Source organism: Niveispirillum lacus, assembly GCF_002251795.1.
Lineage (GTDB): Bacteria > Pseudomonadota > Alphaproteobacteria > Azospirillales > Azospirillaceae > Niveispirillum > Niveispirillum lacus.
In genome coordinates this window covers 537,521-560,010 of sequence record NZ_NOXU01000031.1, presented here as the reverse complement: position 1 = coordinate 560,010, position 22,490 = coordinate 537,521, and the positions used below count along the sequence as shown (strand labels likewise).

General features: G+C 62.2%; 22 protein-coding genes. 9 read left to right on the top strand and 13 right to left on the bottom strand.

The features are described from left to right. Position 1: 1 nt before the first annotated feature. Complete coding sequence (locus CHU95_RS18420) at positions 2 to 2,245, bottom strand: TonB-dependent receptor (protein ID WP_207762539.1); 2,244 nt, start codon at positions 2,243 to 2,245, stop codon at positions 2 to 4. Between the two features lie 309 nt (positions 2,246 to 2,554). Beyond that, a complete protein-coding gene (locus tag CHU95_RS18415) occupies positions 2,555 to 3,469 on the bottom strand; it encodes a LysR family transcriptional regulator (protein ID WP_094457769.1) in 915 nt (304 codons plus the stop codon). A 114-nt stretch (positions 3,470 to 3,583) separates the two neighbouring features. On the opposite strand from CHU95_RS18415, the gene CHU95_RS18410 reads away from it, so the two are divergent. Both CHU95_RS18410 and CHU95_RS18405 read left to right on the top strand, forming a co-directional pair. After that, positions 3,584 to 4,369 (top strand): SDR family NAD(P)-dependent oxidoreductase, encoded by a 786-nt coding sequence (locus CHU95_RS18410; RefSeq protein ID WP_094457768.1) that lies wholly within the window; start codon positions 3,584 to 3,586, stop codon positions 4,367 to 4,369. 19 nt (positions 4,370 to 4,388) lie between these two features. After that, a complete protein-coding gene (locus CHU95_RS18405) occupies positions 4,389 to 5,306 on the top strand; it encodes an NAD-dependent epimerase/dehydratase family protein (protein WP_094457767.1) in 918 nt (305 codons plus the stop codon). Here the strand turns inward: CHU95_RS18405 and CHU95_RS18400 are convergent. From CHU95_RS18400 to CHU95_RS18365, 8 genes are all read right to left on the bottom strand, one after another. Further along, entirely contained in the window at positions 5,297 to 6,070 is a 774-nt protein-coding gene (locus tag CHU95_RS18400; protein ID WP_094457766.1) for a cyclase family protein, read from the bottom strand. The genes CHU95_RS18405 and CHU95_RS18400 overlap by 10 nt on opposite strands. Positions 6,071 to 6,075: 5 nt before the next feature. After that, a complete protein-coding gene (locus tag CHU95_RS18395; RefSeq protein ID WP_245838415.1) occupies positions 6,076 to 6,363 on the bottom strand; it encodes a 2Fe-2S iron-sulfur cluster-binding protein in 288 nt (95 codons plus the stop codon). 2 nt (positions 6,364 to 6,365) lie between these two features. After that, positions 6,366 to 7,529, bottom strand: a complete 1,164-nt coding sequence (locus tag CHU95_RS18390; RefSeq protein ID WP_094457764.1) for an alpha/beta hydrolase family protein — start codon at positions 7,527 to 7,529, stop codon at positions 6,366 to 6,368. 3 nt (positions 7,530 to 7,532) lie between these two features. Next, positions 7,533 to 8,435 (bottom strand): VOC family protein, encoded by a 903-nt coding sequence (locus CHU95_RS18385; protein ID WP_094457763.1) that lies wholly within the window; start codon positions 8,433 to 8,435, stop codon positions 7,533 to 7,535. Positions 8,436 to 8,455: 20 nt separating this feature from the next. Beyond that, positions 8,456 to 9,571, bottom strand: coding sequence for an FAD-dependent oxidoreductase (locus tag CHU95_RS18380; protein WP_207762538.1), 1,116 nt, complete (start codon positions 9,569 to 9,571; stop codon positions 8,456 to 8,458). 199 nt (positions 9,572 to 9,770) lie between these two features. After that, positions 9,771 to 10,742, bottom strand: coding sequence for a fumarylacetoacetate hydrolase family protein (locus tag CHU95_RS18375; protein ID WP_094457991.1), 972 nt, complete (start codon positions 10,740 to 10,742; stop codon positions 9,771 to 9,773). A 132-nt stretch (positions 10,743 to 10,874) separates the two neighbouring features. Beyond that, positions 10,875 to 12,164, bottom strand: coding sequence for an O-acetylhomoserine aminocarboxypropyltransferase (locus tag CHU95_RS18370; protein WP_094457761.1), 1,290 nt, complete (start codon positions 12,162 to 12,164; stop codon positions 10,875 to 10,877). Between the two features lie 117 nt (positions 12,165 to 12,281). Continuing rightward, positions 12,282 to 13,199, bottom strand: coding sequence for a DMT family transporter (locus CHU95_RS18365; protein WP_245838386.1), 918 nt, complete (start codon positions 13,197 to 13,199; stop codon positions 12,282 to 12,284). Between the two features lie 353 nt (positions 13,200 to 13,552). On the opposite strand from CHU95_RS18365, the gene guaA reads away from it, so the two are divergent. Next, entirely contained in the window at positions 13,553 to 15,133 is a 1,581-nt protein-coding gene (guaA, locus tag CHU95_RS18360; RefSeq protein WP_094457760.1) for a glutamine-hydrolyzing GMP synthase, read from the top strand. A gap of 49 nt (positions 15,134 to 15,182) precedes the next feature. Here the strand turns inward: guaA and CHU95_RS18355 are convergent, their stop codons facing one another. Then, positions 15,183 to 15,584: a GFA family protein gene (locus CHU95_RS18355; protein ID WP_094457759.1), complete on the bottom strand. Its 402-nt coding sequence runs from the start codon at positions 15,582 to 15,584 to the stop codon at positions 15,183 to 15,185. 140 nt (positions 15,585 to 15,724) lie between these two features. Here CHU95_RS18355 and CHU95_RS18350 point away from each other — a divergent pair, with 140 nt between their 5' ends. The 3 genes from CHU95_RS18350 to CHU95_RS18340 are packed head-to-tail and all read left to right on the top strand — an operon-like array spanning position 15,725 to position 16,751. Beyond that, a complete protein-coding gene (locus CHU95_RS18350; protein ID WP_094457758.1) occupies positions 15,725 to 16,078 on the top strand; it encodes an ArsR/SmtB family transcription factor in 354 nt (117 codons plus the stop codon). A gap of 10 nt (positions 16,079 to 16,088) precedes the next feature. Then, positions 16,089 to 16,346: a hypothetical protein gene (locus CHU95_RS18345; protein WP_094457757.1), complete on the top strand. Its 258-nt coding sequence runs from the start codon at positions 16,089 to 16,091 to the stop codon at positions 16,344 to 16,346. A 3-nt stretch (positions 16,347 to 16,349) separates the two neighbouring features. Next, entirely contained in the window at positions 16,350 to 16,751 is a 402-nt protein-coding gene (locus CHU95_RS18340) for a hypothetical protein (protein WP_094457756.1), read from the top strand. Between the two features lie 4 nt (positions 16,752 to 16,755). Here the strand turns inward: CHU95_RS18340 and CHU95_RS18335 are convergent, their stop codons facing one another. Then, positions 16,756 to 17,415 carry a DUF2987 domain-containing protein gene (locus tag CHU95_RS18335; RefSeq protein ID WP_207762537.1) on the bottom strand — a complete coding sequence of 220 codons (660 nt, stop codon included), beginning with the start codon at positions 17,413 to 17,415 and terminating at the stop codon, positions 16,756 to 16,758. A gap of 14 nt (positions 17,416 to 17,429) precedes the next feature. Further along, positions 17,430 to 18,248 (bottom strand): class II glutamine amidotransferase, encoded by an 819-nt coding sequence (locus CHU95_RS18330; RefSeq protein WP_094457754.1) that lies wholly within the window; start codon positions 18,246 to 18,248, stop codon positions 17,430 to 17,432. Positions 18,249 to 18,552: 304 nt separating this feature from the next. Between CHU95_RS18330 and CHU95_RS18325 the strand changes: the two genes are divergently transcribed. From CHU95_RS18325 to CHU95_RS18315, 3 genes are all read left to right on the top strand, one after another. Continuing rightward, positions 18,553 to 19,485 carry a ribose-phosphate pyrophosphokinase gene (locus CHU95_RS18325; protein ID WP_094457989.1) on the top strand — a complete coding sequence of 311 codons (933 nt, stop codon included), beginning with the start codon at positions 18,553 to 18,555 and terminating at the stop codon, positions 19,483 to 19,485. Between the two features lie 185 nt (positions 19,486 to 19,670). Beyond that, complete coding sequence (locus tag CHU95_RS18320; protein WP_245838385.1) at positions 19,671 to 21,146, top strand: amidohydrolase family protein; 1,476 nt, start codon at positions 19,671 to 19,673, stop codon at positions 21,144 to 21,146. Continuing rightward, positions 21,146 to 22,447, top strand: coding sequence for an amidohydrolase family protein (locus CHU95_RS18315; protein WP_094457752.1), 1,302 nt, complete (start codon positions 21,146 to 21,148; stop codon positions 22,445 to 22,447). Before CHU95_RS18320 ends, CHU95_RS18315 begins: the two co-directional genes overlap by 1 nt. Positions 22,448 to 22,490 lie beyond the last annotated feature (43 nt).

Here is a 22,490-nt window from a genome sequence, read left to right as displayed (position 1 = left end):
CTTAGAAGCTGACCGATCCGCGCAGCCCGTAGGTACGGGGCGGGCGCAGGCCGTTATAGACAACATTCAGGATGGGCCGTGTGATGGACGTGGAATAGACATCCTCATCCGTCAGGTTATTGACATAACCCGTCACTGACCAGCCCTGGCCCGGTGCTTCCAGGGTCAGCCAGGCATCCGCCGTCATGTAACCGTCTTGATACTGCTCTGGCCGGTAGTCAATGGACAGGAAGCGTCCGCTTTCGATGCGGCTGCGTGCGCCCAGAACCAGATCCAGATCGGCCGACAGTTCAAATGTGTGGCTGTAGCTGAGGTTCAGCGACCATTTCGGCGCATTCACCGCCGACTTGCCGGAGCAATCGACCGTGAACAACCGGGCGGGCGCCGCCACGGGCAGGGAACTGTTGGGCGTAACCCGGCAGCCGCTGGGCAAGGGCGCGCCGCCCGCCGAGATGGCGGTGTAGACAAAGCTCTTATACTTGGTGTCCATATATTGAAGGTTGATGCCGAATTCATCATTCCGGGTGGCCAGGAACTGCGCCTCAACCTCCATGCCGTACATGCGGGCCTGACCGACATTGGCCGTCACCGCTGCCTGGCCATAGACGCCCGGCCGGACTTCGACCGGGCCGATATAGCCGATCTGCTGGTCCTTATAGTCCCACCAGAACGCCTCGGCATTCAGTTGCAACCGGTTATCCAGGAAGCGGTTCTTCGATCCGATCGTATAGGCTGTCAGTTCCTCGGGATCGAAGCTGTTCTTGACGACCGCTGGATAGAAGCCACCGGCCTTGAAACCTGTGGCGACATTGGCATAGAGCAGGGATTGCGGACCGGCATCAAACTCAATGCCGCCCTTCCACGTTACGCTGCTGAAATCCTCGTCGCCGGTGGCAATCAGGAACGCCGGATTGGGATTGGCAGCACTGCTCTGGCGCACAGGTGTCGTCTGCTGCTTGTTTTCATGCGTGTAGCGGACACCGGCCACCAGGCGCAAGGCCGGGGCCAGATCGTAGGTGCCCTGGCCGAAAACCGCTTTGCTGACCGTTTCCTGGTTTGGCCGGAACGTCGTGGTCGACAGGCCGCCCTGGAAGAAATTGTTGAAGGCATTCACCTCGTCGCGGAACCAGAAGCCGCCGACGACATAACGGAACGGGTTATCCTCGGCCGACGCAAAGCGGACCTCGACAGAGCTCTGCTTCGACACTTCCTGGATCGTACCCTGGAAGCCCACACTGTAGAATACAAAGTCCGGACGGCTGTCGCGATAGGCGGGCAGCACGGTCAGGGTGCCAGCGTCAAACTGGTAATCCAGTGTCGCGGTCACGCCCCAGAAGGTGCTGTCATTGAAGCCGTCATTTCTGGGCGGGACAACAAGGCCGGAATTGATCAGTGCCGGGAAACGGGTACGCAGTTCAGCAATGCTGACGGCCTCTGATCCGCCAATCCGATCCTTCACCGCCGGCGCCGTCGGGGTCAGGGTACCCGGCACCAGAACGCCGCCCGTGCCCTTGCCGCCTTGATGGAAATAATCACCCGATAACAGCAGGCTCAACCGGTCATCGGGCTCCCAGAGCAATGAGGCGCGGGCAGCCTGGCCTTCCTCGTCATCATAGCCGTCGGACATGTAACCATCACGATCCACCACCTGCCCGGCCACACGCAGGCTCAGCGTGTCGCTGACCGGCGCATTGAACATGCCTGTAGCCTTGCGCAGGTTGTAATTGCCAATCTCCAGCCCCGCCTCGCCGGCAGTACCACTGGCATCGGGGCGATTGGGGATGACATTGACAGCACCACCGGTGGCGTTGCGGCCGTATAATGTGCCCTGCGGACCCTTCAGCACCTCCACTCGCTGGAGATCGAAGAATGTACCTACCGGCGCCGTGGGACGGCCGATGTAAACGCCGCCATAATTGAAGGCGATGGCATTTTCGGAAAAGGAATTAGGGCCCAGCGTGCCGACACCGCGCAGATAGAAGCCGGTATTGGAACCGCCACCCGGCTGCACCACCAGCGCTGGCACCAGCTTGGTCAGGCCTGCCGTATCGGTGACACCAGCCGTCACCAGATCATCAGCGGAGACGGCAGAAACCGCCACCGCCACCTTTTGCAGATTTTCCGACCGGCGCTGCGCGGTCACAACAATCTCTTCCAGCGTAGCCGTGTCTGGGGATTGAGCCTGAACCGGGACGGCGGCAACAGCCGTAAGTATCGCGGTGGACAAAAGCAGGGGGGTACGCATTCTGGCTTCCTCCATGGTTCATCACCCGGCACCTGGGCACGGTTCGGGCAACTCCGGACGTGGCGCCGGATTTGGACACAGCAGCAACAGGCAGGCGGGTGCGGGGATACAAAGGGTCCGTACAGCGGACCCTGTCAGCCATATGTGATGAAGGCGCAAACCGTGGCGCCAACGACCGCCAATGCGGCATCCTCCCCAACCGCCAGCCTTTTGGCCGGTCTGATGTTTTTTGGTGAGAGAACAATATCAGCGACGAATACATCGCCGAAATCGTATTTTCCGATCCGACCTATCAGTCTCGCTAATGGTTCAGTCGGCATCCTGTTCGGCGGCACAGCGGCGCATCAGGTTGCGGAACCAGACCAGGGCCGGGTCGCGCTGAAAATGGCGATGCCACTGCACCATCTCTGTCAGCACGGGAAATTCAATGGGCAGCGGCAGAATACGCAGGGGAAGACGCTGCACATAAAGCCGCGCCAGTCTTTCATGCATGGTGGCCAGAAGATCGGTGCCAATCACCATATTCGGCACGGTGGTGAAATCGGCCACAAACAGTTCGGCATTGCGGGTATAGCCAAAACGATCCAGGAACCATTGATCAAAGCTGGGCGCCCGCTTCATCCCGAACCGGACCAGGACATGGCCCATCGCCATATATTCATCGAAACTGATTGTCTCCCCAACCTTACTGTTGCCATCCCAAGCGACAACAACATGGGTGTCGGTGAACAGTTTTTCCTTGGGATGGTCCGGATGGGTGAAGGTATCCGGCGTCACCAGAAAGTCCACCTGCCCCCGCGACAGCCGTTCCAGCACCAGATCATCCATACCGTCGATTTCAACCTTGATACCGGGCGCCAGACGGCGTGCCTCCCGAATCACGCGGGCCAGCAGCACCTCGGTCACATAGTCGGACGCATGCAAGCGGATCGTGCGTGTGGCACTGGCGGGATCGAAACTGGGTTTGGTTTCGATGGTGGCCTGTATCTGCATGAGGATATCGCGCACCGGTTCGGCCAGGCTGTCAGCCAGCGGTGTCGGCACCATCGACCGACCGATCTGGGCCAGGATGTCATCGTCGAAAAATTCACGTAGACGGGCCAGGTTGCCGCTGACGGCGGACTGGCTCAGGTTCAGGCGGTTGGCCGCGCGCGACACGCTGCGTTCTTCCAGCAGCACATCCAGAACCACCAGCAGATTCAGGTCCAGTTTCTGGAACCGCATTGATCATCCTCCCATCCATCGGTCATGCCGATAGTTTGGTTCATTAAATACGACTTCGGTGATGGAGGTACAGCCCCTATCGTGGCTCCACTACCTCCCCGCCAAGGAAAGCCCATGGATGCGACCGCTTATGGCCGCCTGTTCGACCTGTCCGGTCGCCGTGCCCTGGTCACCGGCGGACAGCGCGGGCTGGGACGGGCCATTGCCACCGCTCTGGCCTGTCACGGCGCAGAGGTTTGGATATGCTGCGAGGACGCAAGGGACTGCACGGCTGCGGCAGAAGCGCTACGGGTGCAGGGGTTGAATGTCCATGCCATAGCCTGCGACGTCGCAGACCGTGCGGCACTGTCCGCAATGGTCGAACGGGTCATGGCGGCCGGGCCGCTGGACATTCTGGTCTGCAACGCCGGCGTGGCGCCGCATGCGGGGGCCATCACAACGGCCAGCGACGCCGACTGGCAGGCAACCATGACCATCAACCTGCAAAGTGTGCTCTGGCTGGCGGGCATGGTGCTGCCGGGCATGGCGGGGACAGGTGGTGGCAGCATGATGATCATGTCCTCCATCGCCGGGCTGCGCGGCAACAGGGCGCTGGGCCTTTATGGTCTGTCCAAGGCCGCCAACGCGCAGTTGGCGCGCAACCTGGCCGTCGAATGGGGACCTTCCAACATCCGGGTCAACGCCATCTCTCCCGGATTCATCCGCACCGATCTCTCGCGTGACCTGCTGGACAATCCGGACTTCATGCAACGGCGCATGGCCATGACGCCGCTGCGCCGACCGGGCGAGCCGGCAGAGGTTGCGGGCGTGGCCGTGATGCTGGCAAGCGCCGCAGGGGCCTTCATCACGGGACAGAATATCGTTGTCGATGGCGGCACGCTGATCACTGACGGCAACTGAACAAGACAATGGAACCACCATGCATATCCTGATCACCGGTGCCGACGGTTTTGTCGGTCGCGCACTTGTCCGTCATCTGCTGTCCGGGACCGAGACGGCCGTCAGCCGTCTGACGCTGGTGGATCAGCAGTTTGGGGACTTACCCAAGGATCCCCGCCTATGTCCCGTCACAGGCAGCATTGCGGACAGCACCCTGTGGGCCAGGGCCATGGCCCTCCCCCCGCATACCGTGTTTCACCTCGCCAGCGTGCCGGGTGGGTTGGCAGAGCGGGAGTTCGATCTCGGTATGGCGGTGAACCTGCAGGGGACCATTGGCCTGCTGGACGCGCTGCGACAGCACAACCACCGGGCAAAGTTTGTCTTTGCCAGCAGCGTCGCCATCTATGGCGCCCCGCTGCCCGATACGGTTGATGATGTGACCCCGCCCAATCCCACCCTGTCCTACGGTGCGCAGAAACTGGCAGCAGAGGTTATGGTGGCCGATTACAGCCGGCGCGGCCTTGTCGACGGATGCAGCCTGCGCCTGCCCGGAATCGTGGCCCGCCCCCCGGCACCGTCCGGCCTGATCTCGGCCTTCATGAGCGAGCTGATGTGGGCAGCGGCGGAGCGACGTCCTGTTACGCTGCCGGTCGGACCGGATGCTGTCTGCTGGTGGATGTCGGTGGCGGCCGCCGTGGATGCGCTGGTGCATGCATCCGGCCTGCCCGGACAGGGCCGCGTCTGGTTGCCCCCGGTCCTGCGTTTGACCATTGGGGAACTGGTAGCGGCCCTGGCCCGTCGCTTCGGCCCTGTCGATGTGACCTACACGCCCGACCCGTCAGTGGAGGCGCGGTTTGGCCGCCAGCCGCCGCTGCGGGCCGACACAGCCCTTGCAGCGGGGTTCCGCGATGATGGGACCGTCGACAGGCTGATCGACCGCTCGCTGAGTCAATCCTGAAGGATCGCCACGGCGCGGGTCCAGCCAGCCGAGGCGGCCCGCACCTTGACCGGGAAACAGGCCACCGTGAACCCGGTGGCTGGCAACGTGTCCAGATTGGTCAGCTTTTCCATATGGCAATAGCCGACATCCTTGCCGACATAGTGCCCTTCCCAAATCAGGGAGGCGTCACCCGTTTCCTTGAACTTGGCGGCCGTGAACGGAAATGGCGCATCCCAACTCCAGCCGTCAATGCCGGTCACCCGCACACCGCGTTCCACCAGAAACAAGGTCGCCTCGCGCCCCATGCCACACCCCTTGGCCAGGAAATGCGGTGTACCATAAGCAGCACCGGCTGCTGTGTTGACCAGCACGATATCAAGCGGTTGCAGCACATGGCCGATGCGGGTCAGTTCGGCCTCCACCTCCGCTGCTGTCACCACGTGACCATCGGGCAGGTGGCGGAAATCAAGCTTCACACCCGGGCGGAAACACCAATCCAGCGGTACCTCGTCAATGGTGATGGCACGTTTGCCGCCATCCATCGTGGAATGATAATGCCACGGCGCGTCCATGTGCGTGCCATTATGGGTGGAGATCTCCACCCATTCCGCCGCCGGTCCTTCCCCATCGGGCAACTGCTCGGCCTTCAGACCAGGGAACATCTGGCAATATTCCGCTGCCCCCTCGGCATGGCTGGCATAACGGATCTTGGGCCGCATGAAGGGCGGGTCGGCGGGCACGTCATTTTCCAGATGCACCGACAAGTCAATGATCCGCGGCATGTCGCTTACTCCGGCTGGATGATGTCAACGCGCAGCCTGCAACCGGGCCGCATCTGGCAGGCAAGACGAATGGCAGGGTCAGTGATGGCAAGCTGCCAGCGCAGATGCGCCTCATCCGGCCCCATCGGGCCAGGATCGCCGTCCAGAACCCGCACACGGCAGGTCCCACAAATACAGCAACCGCCGCACAGAGCCGTGATCATTGCACGGTCCTGAGCGGCGATGGCTTGGAACAAGGACTGACCGGGCGGAACGTCAACCGTCCCCTCCCCGTCCAATCGGTGCAGTATCACCCTCACGCCGTGTGTCCGCCCAGCGTGTCGGCAAACCAGTCGGCGATATAGTCGCGGCCAAACGACATGTTATCGGCGCCCACATGTTCCACCCCGCCCTCGCGGTCGGTGAAGATTTTCAGCTCGCGCTTGGGGGAGTTGACCAACTGGTCATAAGTCTGGTGGGCGTAATCGACAGAGATCTGGCGATCCTTCGCCCCATGGGTGACCAGGAACGGCACCTTGATCCGGTCGAGCACACCGTTCAAATGCATGCCTTCGGCCTTGGCAAAGAAATCGTCCATGTCCTTGGCACCGAACACCCAGCGCACATGGCCCCAATAATGCGGAACGGGGTTCTCCCCTTCCCGCTTCAGGCGCTTTTGCTGGACCTCACGCCAATCATGATTGGCACCCCAGACGGCACCGCTGGCAAAGCGCGGCTCAAACGCCACTGCGCGTGGGGTGAAATAGCCGCCCAGTGAGATGCCGACCATGCCAATCCTGTCGGCAATCACATCGGGCCGGGCCGCCAGATAATCAAACACAGGGGTCGCCCAGCGTTCGGTTTCATGCGTGACATAGAGATTGTTGGCGCGCAGCGCCTCACCCGTACCGGGCTGGTCGATGCACAGGGTGGAGATACCCCGCTTGGCCAGGGCATGGGGGAGCCATGACCAGAATAGCAACTCCTTGCAGCTATCCAGGCCGTTCACATAGAGGACACAAGGGGCGGGACCGTCCACCCCCTCGGCCTTGGTGAACAGGCCGGGAATGAAGCTGTTGCCGAACGGAATTTCAACACGGGTGCAGTTCTCCCGTGACAGCGCGGTGCCCCGGCGGAACGCATCTTGGCCCTTAGCAAAGGTCTCCGCCCGACCGGGATGGCCATGGCCCTGCATCCGTTCCGCGGTGATGTAATAAAGCGAGGCGCGTTGCAGCTTGGTCCCGGCAGAAAAGGCACGACCCCGTGCCTCATCCTCGGCTGCCAGCCCCACCAGCTTATCCGCCATCGCAACCCATTGCGCCAGAAAGGCACCGGTACCCGCATCTTCACCGCGCGCCGCCGCCTCAATCAAGGGGCGGCACATATCCTCGATCTCGCCAACCCGCGCACCGCTTTCGATGGCGATGTTGACCGAGAGGTTCCAGATGTAATTATTGGGAAAATACTGAAAAAGCGCCATGGTTCAGACCCCCACTGCCTGAAACAGGCCAGGATCGGGCGCGGGATGCGGCATGGTCTGCGGCCCGCCGCTCCCGGCCCCCCATTGATCCATGACGTCAGGGCTGGGCTTGTGTACGCCGGCGACCCAGGTCGCTTCATCCACCCGTTCCAACTCCGCCGTATATTCCACGGCAAACCCCGCCGGCGTGGTGAAATAGCTGAAAGTGTTGTTGCCCGCCGTATGCCGACCGGGGCCCCAACGCAGCTCGATCTCCGCTTTCTTCAGCTTACCCACACCGCGCATCATCGCGTCCATGTCGGGCATGTCATAGGCGACATGGTTCAGACAGGGCGGGCCTGGCAGGATGGCGACCCGGTGGTGCCACTCATTACAGCGCAGGAAACACATGAAGTCGCCCAACCAGTCCGACACGCGGAAGCCCAGGACATTCACAAAGAAGTCCACCGTGCCCTTGTGATCGGGCGAATGCATGACAACGTGGCTGATCTTTTCGGGCAGCGCTTCCTTGGCAAGCACCGGCCGCGCTGGCCCGCGTTCGATGCCGGCGGAGATTTCAAAGGTCAGGCCATCCTTGCCAAAGAAGCGGAAACCATACCCACCGCCAAAGGATGAAAGGGCGGTCGGCGCAAAAATCACCCGGCAACCGGCGGCCACCACCTTGTCATGCAGCGCATCGACATCGGCATTGCTGTCGGCGGCGAAGGCGATGACGTCCACGCGCTGCACATCCGCCTGACGCAGGCGGACCACATAGAGTTCTGGCGACCCCTCAGCCGCGAAATAGACCATGCCATCTTTGGCCGCGACCTCGCGCAGGCCCCATTTGTCTCGGTAGAAGGCGCGCTCGGCATCCAGATCCGTCACGCCATAGCCGACATAGCGGATATCGGTCACACGGGTCATTTCAGGTCACTCCCTAACGATCAAAGTGGTTGAGCCAGCGCGGCCATGGTCTGATTCATCAGGCGGGGATGTTCGTCACTGTGCACACCGCTCAGCTCGATCTCGCCCAGCCGGACGGAATTGTTCACCACCATGGCAGCGCGGTCATAGCGACGGGCCATAAAGGCATTAAAGGTGGCGCCCAGGCTGTCGGCAGTCGCCAGCACATCGCCCAGGACGACCGCGTCCTCCATCGCCATGCCGGCACCCGACGCCAGATGCGGGGTCGTGGCGTGCGCCGCATCACCGATCAGCAAGGCGCGGCGCGTGTGCCAGGGACCGGGCAACAACAGCGCCTCCAGCGGGCGGAAATTCACCACCGACTGGTCCGTGATCTGATCACGGACAAAGCCGATCGACCCGCCGAACCCCGCCAGACGTTCCCGTAGCAAGCCGGGCAGATCGGCCTCGGCATGCCGGGTGTCGGGAGCAATGGCTTCCAGCGCAAACAGATACATCTGGTTGGGCGAACAAGGGTTCACGCCGGCCTTGATGGGGGCGCCCAGGAACATCTCCACACCCTTCACCGCCTCCGGCCGGGGCGCCGTGGTGCGCCAGCAGGCCTGACCGGTGAAGCGCGGCTTGGGCGCATCGGGAAACAGCAGCGACCGGGTGCGGGAATAAATACCATCGGCACCGATCACCAGATCATACCGGCCGGTGCGCCCATCGCTGAAGGTCACCTCCGCGCTGTCCGCATCCTCGGCGTATGTTTCAATGGTGACACCCAGACGGATATCGGCGGCCGCCGCGCGGGTGCGGCTGGCCAGAATTTCATGAAGCACCGGGCGCATGATACCGCCGCCCGATGGCAGGTCCGCCGCCAGCGGCGGGATCGCCACCTCCCCGATCGGGTGTCCGCTGGGCGTGAACAGCCGGGTGCTATCCGCGCAGTAACCGTGCTGGCGGAAATCGTCCAGGATGCCCAGCCGGTGAAATGCCCGCAGGGTCGGGCCGGTGATGGAAATGCCGGCGCCATAAACGCGCCAAGCCGGGTCCTGGTCGATAACATCGACCGCCACGCCCAGACGCGAAAGCACCAAGGTGGCCGACATGCCGGCGATACCGCCGCCAACAACAAGGGCTGACCGGATCAAGGACACATGCTCCTCCCAGGCCATGCATCCACAGGGATCACAGCCGGATTGCCCGCCGGTGACGGCGGGTCGTTATCGTCGATGGGTTGGGAGGTGGCCGCCGTCGCGGACCTCCATGCCAAAAACCATAAGCCGACCGAACAAATCACCAAAGCCGTTTATGCCGATACAAAGCATCGGTCCTGGCGATATCTCTGGGTCAGGCTTTCACGACCTGCTGATCAATAGCGCCAAACACGCTTTGGCCGTCCTTCAGGGCCTCCATCCGCACGCGATCACCAAATTGCAGGAAACCGGTGCGAGCCGCCCCATCATCCAGGATCTCGATACCGCGGCGTTCAGCGATGCAACTGGACCCGACCTCGCGGTAATCGGGGTTGGAAACAGTGCCCGACCCGATGATGGTCCCGGCACAAAGGTCGCGCGTGCGGGCAGCATGGGCGATCAACTGCCCAAAGCAGAAACCCATGGCCCCGCCATGGGCCGCCCCGAAGCGCTTCCCGTTCCAATCGACCAGCAGGTTCAGATGGATACGGCCATCGGCCCAGGCATCCCCCAACTCGTCCACGGTCACCGCGACGGGGGCGGCCGAACAGGCGGGTTTGGCCTGCACCCAGCCGAAACCGGTGGCCATTTCCGCCCGGCCCGTCACCCGCAGAGACCAGTCATTGATCAGCAGGACCAGCCGGATATGATCACGCGCCGCCCCTGCATCAATGCCCAACGGCACATCACCGGTGACCACCGCGAATTCGCCCTCGAAATCAATGCCATCGGCTTCGGTCGGAAAAGGCACCGGGGAAGCAGGTGCAATGAAGCGGTGGGACATGCCCTGATACATCAGGGGTTGGTCATGTTGCGGGTTGCTGATGCCAAATACCTTGGCCATCAGTTCGCCATGGGCATGGAAGGCCGACCCGTCCAGCCATTGCCACGCGCGTGGCAGAGGCGCCAAGGCCTTGCTCGCCTCAAACGGGAAGCTGTCGGCGGCGGTGCCGGCATTCAACGCATCGGACAATGCCGACAGTGCCGGCGCCAGCGTTGCCCACTCATCCAGCGCCTGCTGCATCGTGTCCGCGATGCCTGTGGTCAGCACCGCGCGGGCCAAGTCCCGCGACACCAGGGCCAGCCGCCCATCGCGGCCCCCAAGGTCAAGAGTGGCGAGTTTCATGTCCATCCCATCCATGTGGCCGTTGGTTGCGGCCAGATAGACATGGGAAGGGCCCTCGCTAAAGTCGGTATTGCCGAAGGGACCTATCGGTTCAGGCGATAACCCCCTTCGGCAGGACGGCTACGCAGGCGATCAGCCCAGCGCCTGTTCCAGATCGGCAATGATATCGGCAACGCTCTCCAGGCCCACCGACAGGCGGATCACATCAGGCCCGGCACCTGCTAGTACCTGTGCCTCCGGCGACAATTGCCGGTGTGTGGTGCTGGACGGATGGATGATCAACGACCGTGTATCGCCGATATTGGCCAGATGGCTGAACAGCTTGACGCTCTCCACCAGCTTCACCCCCGCTTGGTAGCCGCCTTTCAGGCCAAAGGTGAAGACGGCACCGGCACCGTTGGGCAGATAGCGTTCGGCCAGGGCGCGGTAGGGGCTGTCGGGCAGGCCGGCATAATTGACCCAGGCCACCGCCGGATGGGCCGACAGATATTCTGCCACCTTCAGCGCATTGGCGCAGTGACGCTCCATGCGCAAGGCCAGGGTTTCGGTGCCCAGGATGCCCATGAAGGCATTCAGCGGCGCCATGGACGGCCCCAGATCGCGCAGACCGATGGCATGGCCATGGACGGTAAAGGCCGCCGGCCCGAAGGTCTCAAAAAACCGCATGCCATGATAACCCGGCTCCGGCTCTGTCAGGGCCGGGAACTTTCCGCCACGCGACCAGTCGAATGTGCCGCTATCCACCACCACACCACCGACCGACGTGCCATTACCGGTCAGGAACTTGGTTGTGGAATGCACAACCAGGGTCGCACCATGTTCGATGGGCCGGCAGAGATACGGCGTGGCCAGGGTATTATCGACAATGAGGGGGATGCCCGCCTCCTCCGCGACGGCCGCAATGGCCGCGATATCGCTGACAATACCGCCGGGATTGGCCAAGCTTTCGATGAAGATGGCCTTGGTGCGCGCCGTGATGGCGCGGCGGAAATCATCGGCGTTATCACCGGCGACAAAGTTGCATTTCCAACCGAAGGCGCGCGGGAAGCTGTTGGCGAACTGGTTCAGCGATCCGCCATACAGTTTGCGCGAGGCGACAAAATCATCGCCAGGCGACAGGAGGGGGAACAACGCCATCATCTGGGCCGCATGACCCGACGCGGTGCACGTTGCCCCGGCCCCGCCTTCCAGATCAGCGATGCGTCCTTCCAGAACCGACACGGTCGGGTTGGTCAGTCGGGAATAGATGAAGCCGGCTTTCTGCAGGTTGAAAAGGGCCGCCGCATCCTCCGCATCATCAAAGACGAAGGAACTGGTCTGATAGATGGGGGTGGCGCGCGCGCCGGTGGCCGGATCGGGGGCAGCACCGGCATGGATCGCCCTGGTTTCAAATCCCAAGGCGGACGGGGTCTTGTCGGTCATGATCTCTCTTCCTGCGCTGGTGTTTCCGCGGATATTGGCGGCCGGTTACCCCGGCTTCGGACTGTCCGGGCGGAACGATAAGCGCAGCAGCCGTCCCACGACAATGCTTGTCCTGTCTCAGGCGTTGGCGCGCGCAGGCCAGGTCATGGCGACCACGGCGACCACAACACAGACCAGCCCGGTCAGGGCAGTGGGCGACAGACTTTCGCCCAGAAACAGCAGGCCAAGCCCGACACCGATCGGAACACGCAGATAGGCCTGGGCCGTCGTCCCGATGGACCCCAGCGTCTGCATCAGACGGAAATAGATGGTGAAGGCAAGGGCAGTGGAAAAAATCGACAGTCCCAGCAGGGCGGCGATGGACGGCAGGGACGGGCTGAGTGTCCAGGGCTGGTCCACCAGCAGACTGACCGGCAACAGCAGGGCGGCGCCGGCAAGCATGGAGCCCGCCGCCGGCTGGATCGGGTGCAGGCCTTTGAAATTCTTTCCGTAAATGGCGGCACCGGCATAGGAAATCGTGGCCAGCACGATGGCGAGTTGCGCCAGCAACTGGTCCCCCAGCCCGTGCAGGGCCTCCATGCCGATGATCAGACAGATGCCGACCATGCCGACCATCACCCCGAACAGTTTGCGAAAGGTCACCGGCTCATGCCGGGTGATCAGCGCGGTCAGCAGGAAGGTGAAGATCGGTGTGGTGGAGTTCAAAATGGCCGTCAGCCCGGCATCAATGGTTTGTTCGCCCCAGGCAACCAAGGTGAAGGGTACGGCGGAATTCATCACGGCCTGAAACGTGAACTGGCGCCAGACACGGGGGTCACGCGGCATTGAAAGGCCAAGCCAGCGCATGACAGCCAACAGGATACATCCGGCGATCAGTGTGCGGACCGCGATCAGCGTTACCGGTGGGATGGTCGCCACCCCGATTTTGATGAAGGTGTAAGACGCCCCCCACAATGTCGCCAGCAGCAACAGCAGGAGCAATTCCTTGATCATTAATGGCCGGTCACCCATCACCTGTCCCACACCCACAACCATTCCCACACTGGGGCATAGCAGAGGGGACACCATCCGTCAGTCGCGTTGATCCTGACCGGACCACCGCGTCGGCAATCAGGGCAACGACAGCCAGCAGCCCGTCTCCACTGTCGGAAACAACAAACGGGTCCGCGTTAATCAACGGCGTGATGCCGGGGCGGTGGATGCCATCCTGGACTGTGCCCGTTTCGGGTATCTGCCTGTGATCAGGTGGGCGACCGATGGTCCGCCCATTGTCCGTTCCGGTCCGGTCCCGGCAAGGGTCTGCCTTGCTTATGTGCGCCTTGTCCCGGCCGGCTTGGTTGGTTAGGTTGCGGCGCATTCTCCGCCCCTGACCCGCAGGATAATGCGCCATGGCCGCCGCCGCTTCCACCGCACCCGCCGCTCATCCCGACCGTGTCCTGATCCTGGATTTCGGATCGCAGGTGACGCAGCTTATCGCCCGCCGTGTGCGCGAGGCTGGCATTTATTGCGAGATCATCCCCTTCAGCGCCGACGCGGACCGCATCCGCGCCTTCGCACCCAAGGCCATCATCCTGTCGGGCGGCCCGGCCAGCGTGACGGAAGCAGGCTCCCCCCGCGCCAACGATGTCGTCTGGACCCTGGGTGTCCCGGTGTTCGGTATCTGTTATGGCCAGCAGACCATGTGCGAACAGTTGGGCGGCAAGGTGGAACCCGGCGAGACCCGCGAATTTGGTCGCGCCTTTGTCGAGGTCAAGGATGATTGCGCCCTGTTTGAGGGTGTGTGGAGCATCGGCGCCCGCGAACAAGTCTGGATGAGCCATGGCGACCGCGTGACGAAGCTGCCCGAAGGGTTCCGTATCGTTGCCACGTCGGAAGGCGCGCCCTATGCCATCATCGCTGACGATGCCCGCCGCTTCTATGCCGTGCAGTTCCACCCCGAAGTGGTCCACACGCCGCATGGCGACGCCCTGATCCGCAATTTCCTGTTCAAGGTGGCCGGTCTGAAGGGTGACTGGACCATGGCCGCCTTCCGGGCCGAGGCCGTGGCCCGCATCCGTGAACAGGTGGGCAGCGCCAAGGTCATTTGCGGCCTGTCGGGCGGGGTCGACAGCTCTGTGGCCGCCGTGCTGATCCATGAAGCCATCGGCGCCCAGTTGACCTGCATCTTTGTTGATACCGGGCTGATGCGGACCGGTGAGGCCGAACAGGTCGTCACCCTGTTCCGTGACCATTACAATATCCCGCTGGTGCATGTGGACGCGTCCGACCTGTTCCTGGGTCAATTGGAAGGCGTGTCCGACCCCGAACAGAAGCGCAAGATCATTGGCCGTCTGTTCATTGAGGTGTTTGATGGCGAGGCGGCGAAGATCGGCGGCGCGGAATTCCTGGCCCAGGGAACGCTGTATCCTGACGTGATCGAAAGCGTGTCCTTCACCGGCGGACCCAGCGTCACCATCAAGTCGCACCACAATGTCGGCGGCCTGCCCGACCGCATGAAGTTGAAGCTGGTGGAGCCGCTGCGCGAACTGTTCAAGGATGAGGTCCGCGCCCTTGGCCGTGAACTGGGTCTGCCCCACAGCTTTGTCGGCCGTCACCCCTTCCCCGGCCCCGGCCTGGCCATCCGCGTGCCGGGCGAGATCACGCGCGAAAAGCTGGACATCCTGCGTCAGGCCGATGCCGTGTATCTGGACGCAATCCGCAAGGCTGGCCTTTATGATGAGATCTGGCAGGCCTTTGCCGTCCTGCTGCCGGTGCGTACGGTCGGCGTGATGGGCGATGGCCGCACCTATGATTATGCCTGCGCCCTGCGGGCCGTGACCTCGGTCGATGGCATGACGGCCGATTATTACCCGTTCGACCACAGCTTCCTGGGCCATGTCGCCACCCGCATCATCAACGAAGTGCGCGGCATCAACCGGGTGACCTATGACATCACGTCCAAGCCGCCGGGCACGATTGAGTGGGAGTGATCCTAAACAACCCACTGTCGACCGATAACAGAAACCTCGCCCTAAACCGCTAGAACCACAAGTCTCTAACACAGCGCCCGTCGCGGGGCAGGTCGTCGAACGTGTCCAGGCCGTCGAAATGGTCGATGGGCAGGTCGGCGACCGCTTCCGGCGGCGCTAACCGCAGATTGACGGCCATGCGGCGGCGCTGGTCCTGGTCCAGGCGCAAGCCGCGCCAGCAGATCACGCAGCCGCAGGTCGCGCAAAAGCGGATTTCAAGCGCCGGGTTCACCTTGCCGGCGCGGGTATAGGCGGTGGTCAGACCCGAAATCCGTATCCGCTCATTCTCGTAATCATACGCCCACAGCGCCCCATAGCGGCGGCAGAGCGTGCAGTTGCAGGCCGTCGCGGGACCGGGATCACCGTCCAGGGTCCAATGTGCCGCCCCGCAATGGCAAGAACCCGTCAGCATCACCCGACCCCTTCCCGCCCGATATGCCACGCGAGTGAGCCACCTGACCCGGCCGCCGTCAAGCCAGCCACCTGCCTGCCCCGTCAGGCGGGTGCGAAAGCGCTTGACTCTTTCTTTCACCTGTAAGAAATATCTTACACATGAAACATCATCTTCAGATAGCCGGATCGGCGTGTGATGGGGGACGGGTTTTGCTGGCCCTGGGTGCCTTGGCCAACCCGCACCGGTTACGCATCGTGGCACTGCTGGCGGCGGGTGGTCGGCATTATGTCAGCCAGTTGGCGCGTGAAATGGGGATCAGCCGGCCGTTGCTGCACCTGCATGTGCAGAAACTGCTGGAGGCCGGTCTGGTCACGTCGCAGTTGGAACTGTCAGATGACGGCAAGGCCTTGAATTTTCTGGAACTGGCACCTTTCCGCCTGGACCTGACAGCGGAGACCATCCGTCAGGCCACGGAAACCCTGCCAGCACCGGGAACAAACACAGGAGAGTAAGGGGACACTCATGGCAGACGATACCTATCTTTATTCGATCTTCTGGTTCGTGGTGGCGATCGTGTCGGTCTTCGCCATGCGTATGATCAGCACCGTTGTCCAGGCGAAGGCCAAAACAACAGAGCAGCAGAATTACCGGGAGCTTGCCGAGCGGGCCGTGACCGCACTGGAACAGCAGACGGGCACCATCAATGCCCTGCGCACCGACCTGGCGGCCGCCCGTGCCACCTTGGCCAATGTCGAAAAAATCCTGAAACAGGTGGAATGAACCATGAGCGAGATCGCGCCCTGGCGTCTTAATCTGCTGCGTGCGGCCTATCTGGTGATGGCGCTGGGGGCCGGCTATCTGAACTGGTCACAGATCATCGATCCGGCCCAAAGCTGGGCGTTCATGGAAGGGGTGGTTGTCACGATGTTGGCCGCCATGTCGGCCCTGTCCCTGCTGGGTCTGCGCCATCCGTTGCGCATGCTGCCGCTGATGTTCTGGGAAATCGCCTGGAAACTGATCTGGCTGTTCCGCATCGCCCTTCCCGCCTGGCAGCAAGACCAGATGACCGATGCCATAACCGCCAACTTGGTTGCCTGCGGTCTTGTTGTCATCCTGGTCGCGGTGACGCCTTGGGATTATGTGTGGCGGCGCTATGCGGTGGGTCCGGCCGAAGCGTGGCGTTAACCAATCAGCCCTTCGTGGTCAGCACCGTATAGGCGACCGGATTGCTGATAACAATGTCGGGATATTGCCGCATCAATGCTTTGTCGTTGGCGATATTCACCCGACCCTTGTCATCTGGTGTCAGATCCTTGCTGCCCTTGTCCCCCTTCAGGGTCACCGTACAAGCCGGACCGCAGAACACGCGCAGCGTCTTGGCCGATGGCGCCAGGAAAGAGACCATACCCGCCTCTTTTTCGATCAGGCGGTTGAACTGGTCGAACGCGGCCTGCACCTCGGCATAGCGCAGGGTCTGGGTGCCGCTTGGCATCTTCATACCGATCTGCGCCCGCATGACGTAGGTTTCACGTGCCTGGTTGATGGTGACCATCGCCCCCTGTTCAACCCAGTCGGGACGATAGTCCAGCGCGACGGCATTATGGGCATCCAGGGTGATGGGCTGTGTCTGACCATTGATCGTCACCGACATGGTAACCGGGACATCCAATGGCTCTGTATCCTTGGCAGGCTGTACCGACAGGCGCAGCACCAGCCGGTCATTGTCCTGCCCATAAAACCGCGCCATCTGATCGAAGAATTCCTTGTAGGGCACGGTATGGGTGCCGGGCGCCGCCAGCGTGGGCGCAGACAACAACAGAGGCAGCAGAATGAAACCGGCCTTGCGCATCACCATGGCTCCCCTCAACCGAACGGGTTGAAAGACTGTACAGTAACTCGCCCATTTTCCGCCACAAGGAAGCTGCCTTCATCCACTTCGTTCCAGTGGCTGGCATCCTCATCCAGGGGTTCGGACAGGACCATAACCGAATCGCCCCCCTGTTCCAGGCAGACCCGGCCATCGCGACAGCCATCAATATGGCCCTGGGTCCAGTACAGGCTGGGTGACCGCCCGTCACAGGACCAGCGGACCGCGTAAAGCCGTTGGCCATCAGACAGGGCCGCCGTCATCCGGAACGGCTCCGTCACCCCTTCATGGCGCATCTTGCCCACGATCTGGGCCACAGTCAGCGCAAAGGCCTTGGCCGCATCCTCCATCAGGCCATTGCCCAGCGCCAGATAGAAAAAGGCTTCGCTGTCGGTCGATCCCTCGCGGTGGCGGTACAGGTCCTTGCGGATCATGCCCTCGACATCCTGGCGCACGGCCGGCCAGCCGCCGATCTGTCCATTATGCATGAACAGCCAGTCACCGTAACGGAACGGGTGACAGTTCAGTCGCGAGGTCGCAGTCCCGGTCGACGCCCGCACATGGGCGAAAAACAGCGGCGAGCGGATCTGTTCGGCCAGCGATCGCAGATTGGCATCCGACCAGGCGGGCATCGTGTCCCGATAAAGGCCGGGCCGGGCCAGGTCGCCATACCAGCCCAGGCCGAATCCATCGCCATTGGTGGGCGCTACGCTGCGCTGCGCCGACAGTGACTGCCGGATCAGCGAGTTGCAGGGCTGAAACAACAGCGTGTCCATCGCGATGGGAATACCGGCATAGGCCAGCCAACGGCACATTGAAACCACCTTATATCGGTCCGGCAAACAGATCAGGCCCCGAACCACGGCCTGACAAGTGTTAAATCAGACGCCGGTGGCAGAACAAGGGCAAAGCCGAGGCATTTTGAACAATGTTCGCGACAGACCGTCCACCCCGTCCATGCCGTGGCTGCCTGCCACACCGTTGTAGGCTGCAACGGTCGCAGCGTTTACAGGCCGGGGGGTCGGGGTTATGGTGCGCCCGCCTTTGTGAAGGTTCGGTGTCGTCCCCTGGGTGACACCGCTCACCCCTGGTTTTCCACCACAGACGGGCAGCATGACCATGAAGCTGATCGCCGGTAACAGCAATCAGCCGCTGGCTGAAGCCATTTCGAATTGCCTTGAGGTTCCCCTGACCAAGGCTTCGATCCGGCGCTTCGCGGACAACGAAATCTTCGTCGAGATCAACGAGAATGTCCGTGGTGAGGACGTGTTCGTGATCCAGTCGACCTCGTTCCCCGCCAACGACCATTTGATGGAACTGCTGGTCATCATCGACGCGCTGCGCCGGGGTTCCGCCCGCCGCATCACCGCAGTGATCCCCTACTATGGTTATGCCCGACAGGATCGCAAGACCGGTCCCCGCACGCCGATTTCGGCCAAGCTGGTGGCCAATCTGGTCACCACTGCCGGTGCCGACCGTGTGCTGACCATGGATCTGCATGCGGGCCAGATTCAGGGCTTCTTTGATATTCCGGTGGACAATCTGGTGGCTGGTGGTGAATTCACCAAAGACATCAAGGAACAGGTCGGCAATGGCAAGCTGATGGTCGTCTCCCCCGATGTGGGCGGCGTGGTCCGCGCTCGCGCCATCGCCAGCCGGCTTGAGGCCGATCTGGCCATCATCGACAAGCGTCGCGAACGTGCCGGTGTATCGGAAGTGATGAATGTCATCGGCGATGTGGCCGGTCGCGACTGCATCATGATTGACGACATTGTCGACAGTGCCGGCACCCTGTGCAACGCGGCCATTGCGCTCAAGGACCGGGGCGCCACGTCGGTGCGCGCCTATGTCACCCATGGCGTGTTGTCGGGTGGTGCGGTCGAACGCGTGGCGAAGTCACCGCTGAATGAGCTGGTGATCACCGACAGCATTGTCGCGACCGAGGCAGTCCGTAACTCCAAGAATATCCGGCAGCGCTCCATCGCCCGGCTGATGGCCGACGCCATCGACCGGATCAGCAACGAACGGTCGGTGTCCAGCCTGTTCGTGTGATCTTGGCAGGTTAGCTGTGATGAAAAGGGCATCGTCTGCACGGTGCCCTTTTTTGTTGCCCACCGGCAACGGCATCACCCGGTGCAATCCGTTACAATCCCGTTACACCCCAAGCCGTTGACTTAGGCGGCGAACGGTCCGCACACTCTTGCCCATTGTTTCAAGGACAACAATGGGGTGGGGCAATGGCGCGGTCGCGGAGCGGTCGCTGGATGGTGGCGGGGCTGGCCTTGGTGCTGGCCGGATGTGCCACCGGGCAGGCGACCAAACAATCCACGGACAAGAACAGGGACGACGACAAGGCGGCGCTGGCACAAGGGCTGGACCCGGCCGCCAATCGTGACCCCTTCCCAAGCCGGTACAAACCAGCACCGAGCGGTCTGTTCGCCCTGACCGGGGCCACCGTGCTGACCGGGACCGGCCAACGCATTGACAATGGCACGGTCATTGTCCGCGATGGGCGGATTGAGGCGGTGGGTGCCGCCCTTCCCGTACCGGCTGGTGCGACAGTGGTGAACGCCACTGGGCGCTATATCACGCCGGGCATCATCGACATGCATTCACACCTGGGTGTTTACGCTTCCCCCGCTGTTGAGGCGCATTCCGACGGGAATGAGGCGACAGCCCCCAACACGGCAGAGGTCTGGGCCGAACATTCGGTCTGGCCGCAGGACCCCGGATTTGAGCGCGCGCTGCGCGGCGGCGTCACCACCCTTAAGATCCTGCCCGGTTCCGCCAATCTGTTCGGCGGGCGCAGCGTGACCTTGAAGAATGTACCCGCCCGTAATGTGCAGGAGATGAAGTTCCCCGGTGCCCCCTATGGCCTGAAAATGGCCTGTGGTGAAAATCCCAAGCGAGTCTACGGCGGTAAGGGCCGGGCTCCGGCCAGTCGAATGTCGAATGTCGCCGGCTACCGCGCAGCCTGGATCGAGGCCGCCGAGTATCGGCGCAAATGGGATGCTTATTACGAGAAGCAGAAAAAGGGCGATGACAAGGGGCCTGGCGATCCGCCCAAACGCGACCTGCAGCTCGATACGTTGGCCGACGTGCTGCGTGGTGAAATCCTGATCCAGAATCACTGCTACCGCGCAGACGAAATGTCGGTGATGCTCGATATCGCCAAAGAGTTCGGCTATTCGATCCGGGCGTTCCACCACGCGACCGAAGCCTACAAGATCGGCGACCTGCTGAAAGAAAGCGGCACCTGTATCGCCACCTGGGCCCATTGGTGGGGCTTCAAGATGGAGGCCTATGACGGGGTGCCGGCTAATGCTGCCATTGTTCATCACAAGGGCGCCTGCGCCGTCATCCATTCCGATGACGAGACGCTGATCCAGCATCTGACCAAGGAAACCGCCCAGGCCATGGCCGAGGGGCGCTATCTGGGCCTGGATATCAAGGATGAGGACGCCATCACTTGGATCACCGCCAACCCGGCCAAGGCAATCGGCATCCAGGACAAGACCGGCACGTTGGAACCTGGAAAAATGGCCGACATCGTGGTGTGGAGCGGTAATCCCTTCTCCATCTATACCCTGGCCGATCTGGTCTATATCGACGGTGTGCTGATGCATGACCGCGCCAACCCGCCCGCCCAGCCCCGCTCCGATTTTGAGCTGGGACAGTCGGGTCCGGAAATCTTCAAGGCGGGGGTGAAGTGATGAACACAGTGAAAAAGGCTCTGCTGGGCAGTGTCTTCGCCGCCCTGGCTTTTAGCGGTGCGGCCCTGGCACAGACCATCGCGATCCAGGGTGCCACCCTGGTCACCGGTACCGGAGTGTCACTGACCGGTGCGACAATCATTATCCAGAATGGTATCATCACCGCCGCCGGCACTGGTGCGGCCATTCCTGCCGGGGCAACGCTGATTGATGGCACTGGTAAGGTGATAACCCCGGGCCTGTTTGTGTCCAGCAGCGATCTGGGCATCGACGAGGTCAGCGCGGTTCCCCAGACCAATGACAGCAGCGCTGAGAACAAAGATTTTGCGGTCGCCTATGACCCGTCCTATTCGGTCAATCCGGCCAGCACCTTGCTGCCGCTGGCCCGGGCTGGTGGGGTCACGCGGGCCGTGGTCATGCCGGCTGCGGCCTTTGGTGACGGTGCCCACACGCATGAAGGGGACACGGCCGGCCATGCGGACGAACCAATGTTCCATGGACAGCCGGCCGTCATTCATACAGGGGCCGCTCCGGACATTCTGGTGCGCACGCGCATCGGCGTTGCCCTGCCCTTTGGCGAAAGTGCCGCCAGCAATGCCGGCGGCAGCCGCAGCCTGACCGTGGCCATCTTGAAGGCCGCCCTTGAAGATGCCCGCCATTACGGTGCCAACAAGGCTGCCTTCAATCAGGGTGGAACACGCGATTACAGCCTTTCCCGTCAGGATCTGGAGGCGTTGCTGCCGGTGGCCAAGGGTGAGGCGCCCCTTTTCCTCGCCGTATCACGGGCGGCCGATATCCGCCTGGCCCTGCGGCTTGCCCGAGAAGAGAAGCTGAAGCTTGTTCTTCTGGGCGTAGAAGAAGGCTGGATCGTCGCCGACGAGATCGCGGCGGCAGGCGTTCCGGTGGTTGTAAAGCCGACCACCAATATTCCCAATCGGTTTGAAATTCAGCGCGCACGATTGGAAAATGCCGCTCTCATGGAGAAAGCGGGGGTGAATGTGATCATCACCACCACTGCGGATGGCCATTATGCCAATCAGGTCCGGTTTGAGGCCGGTACGGCGGTTGCTTATGGAATGCCTAAGGATAAAGCACTGGCCGCCATCACCAGCCGCCCTGCCGCCCTGTTCGGGGTCCCGGACGCAGGCGTCATTGCGGTGGGCAAACCTGCCGATCTGGTACTTTGGGGTGGTGACCCCCTGGAACCTACTGTCCTGGCGGAAAAGGTCTTCGTCAACGGGACCGAACAGTCGCTGCAAACCCGCGCCCGTGCGCTGGAACAACGTTACCTGAACCGCTGAAACACTATCATCCGACTGAAAAAAGGGGCGCCGGAAGGGGCGC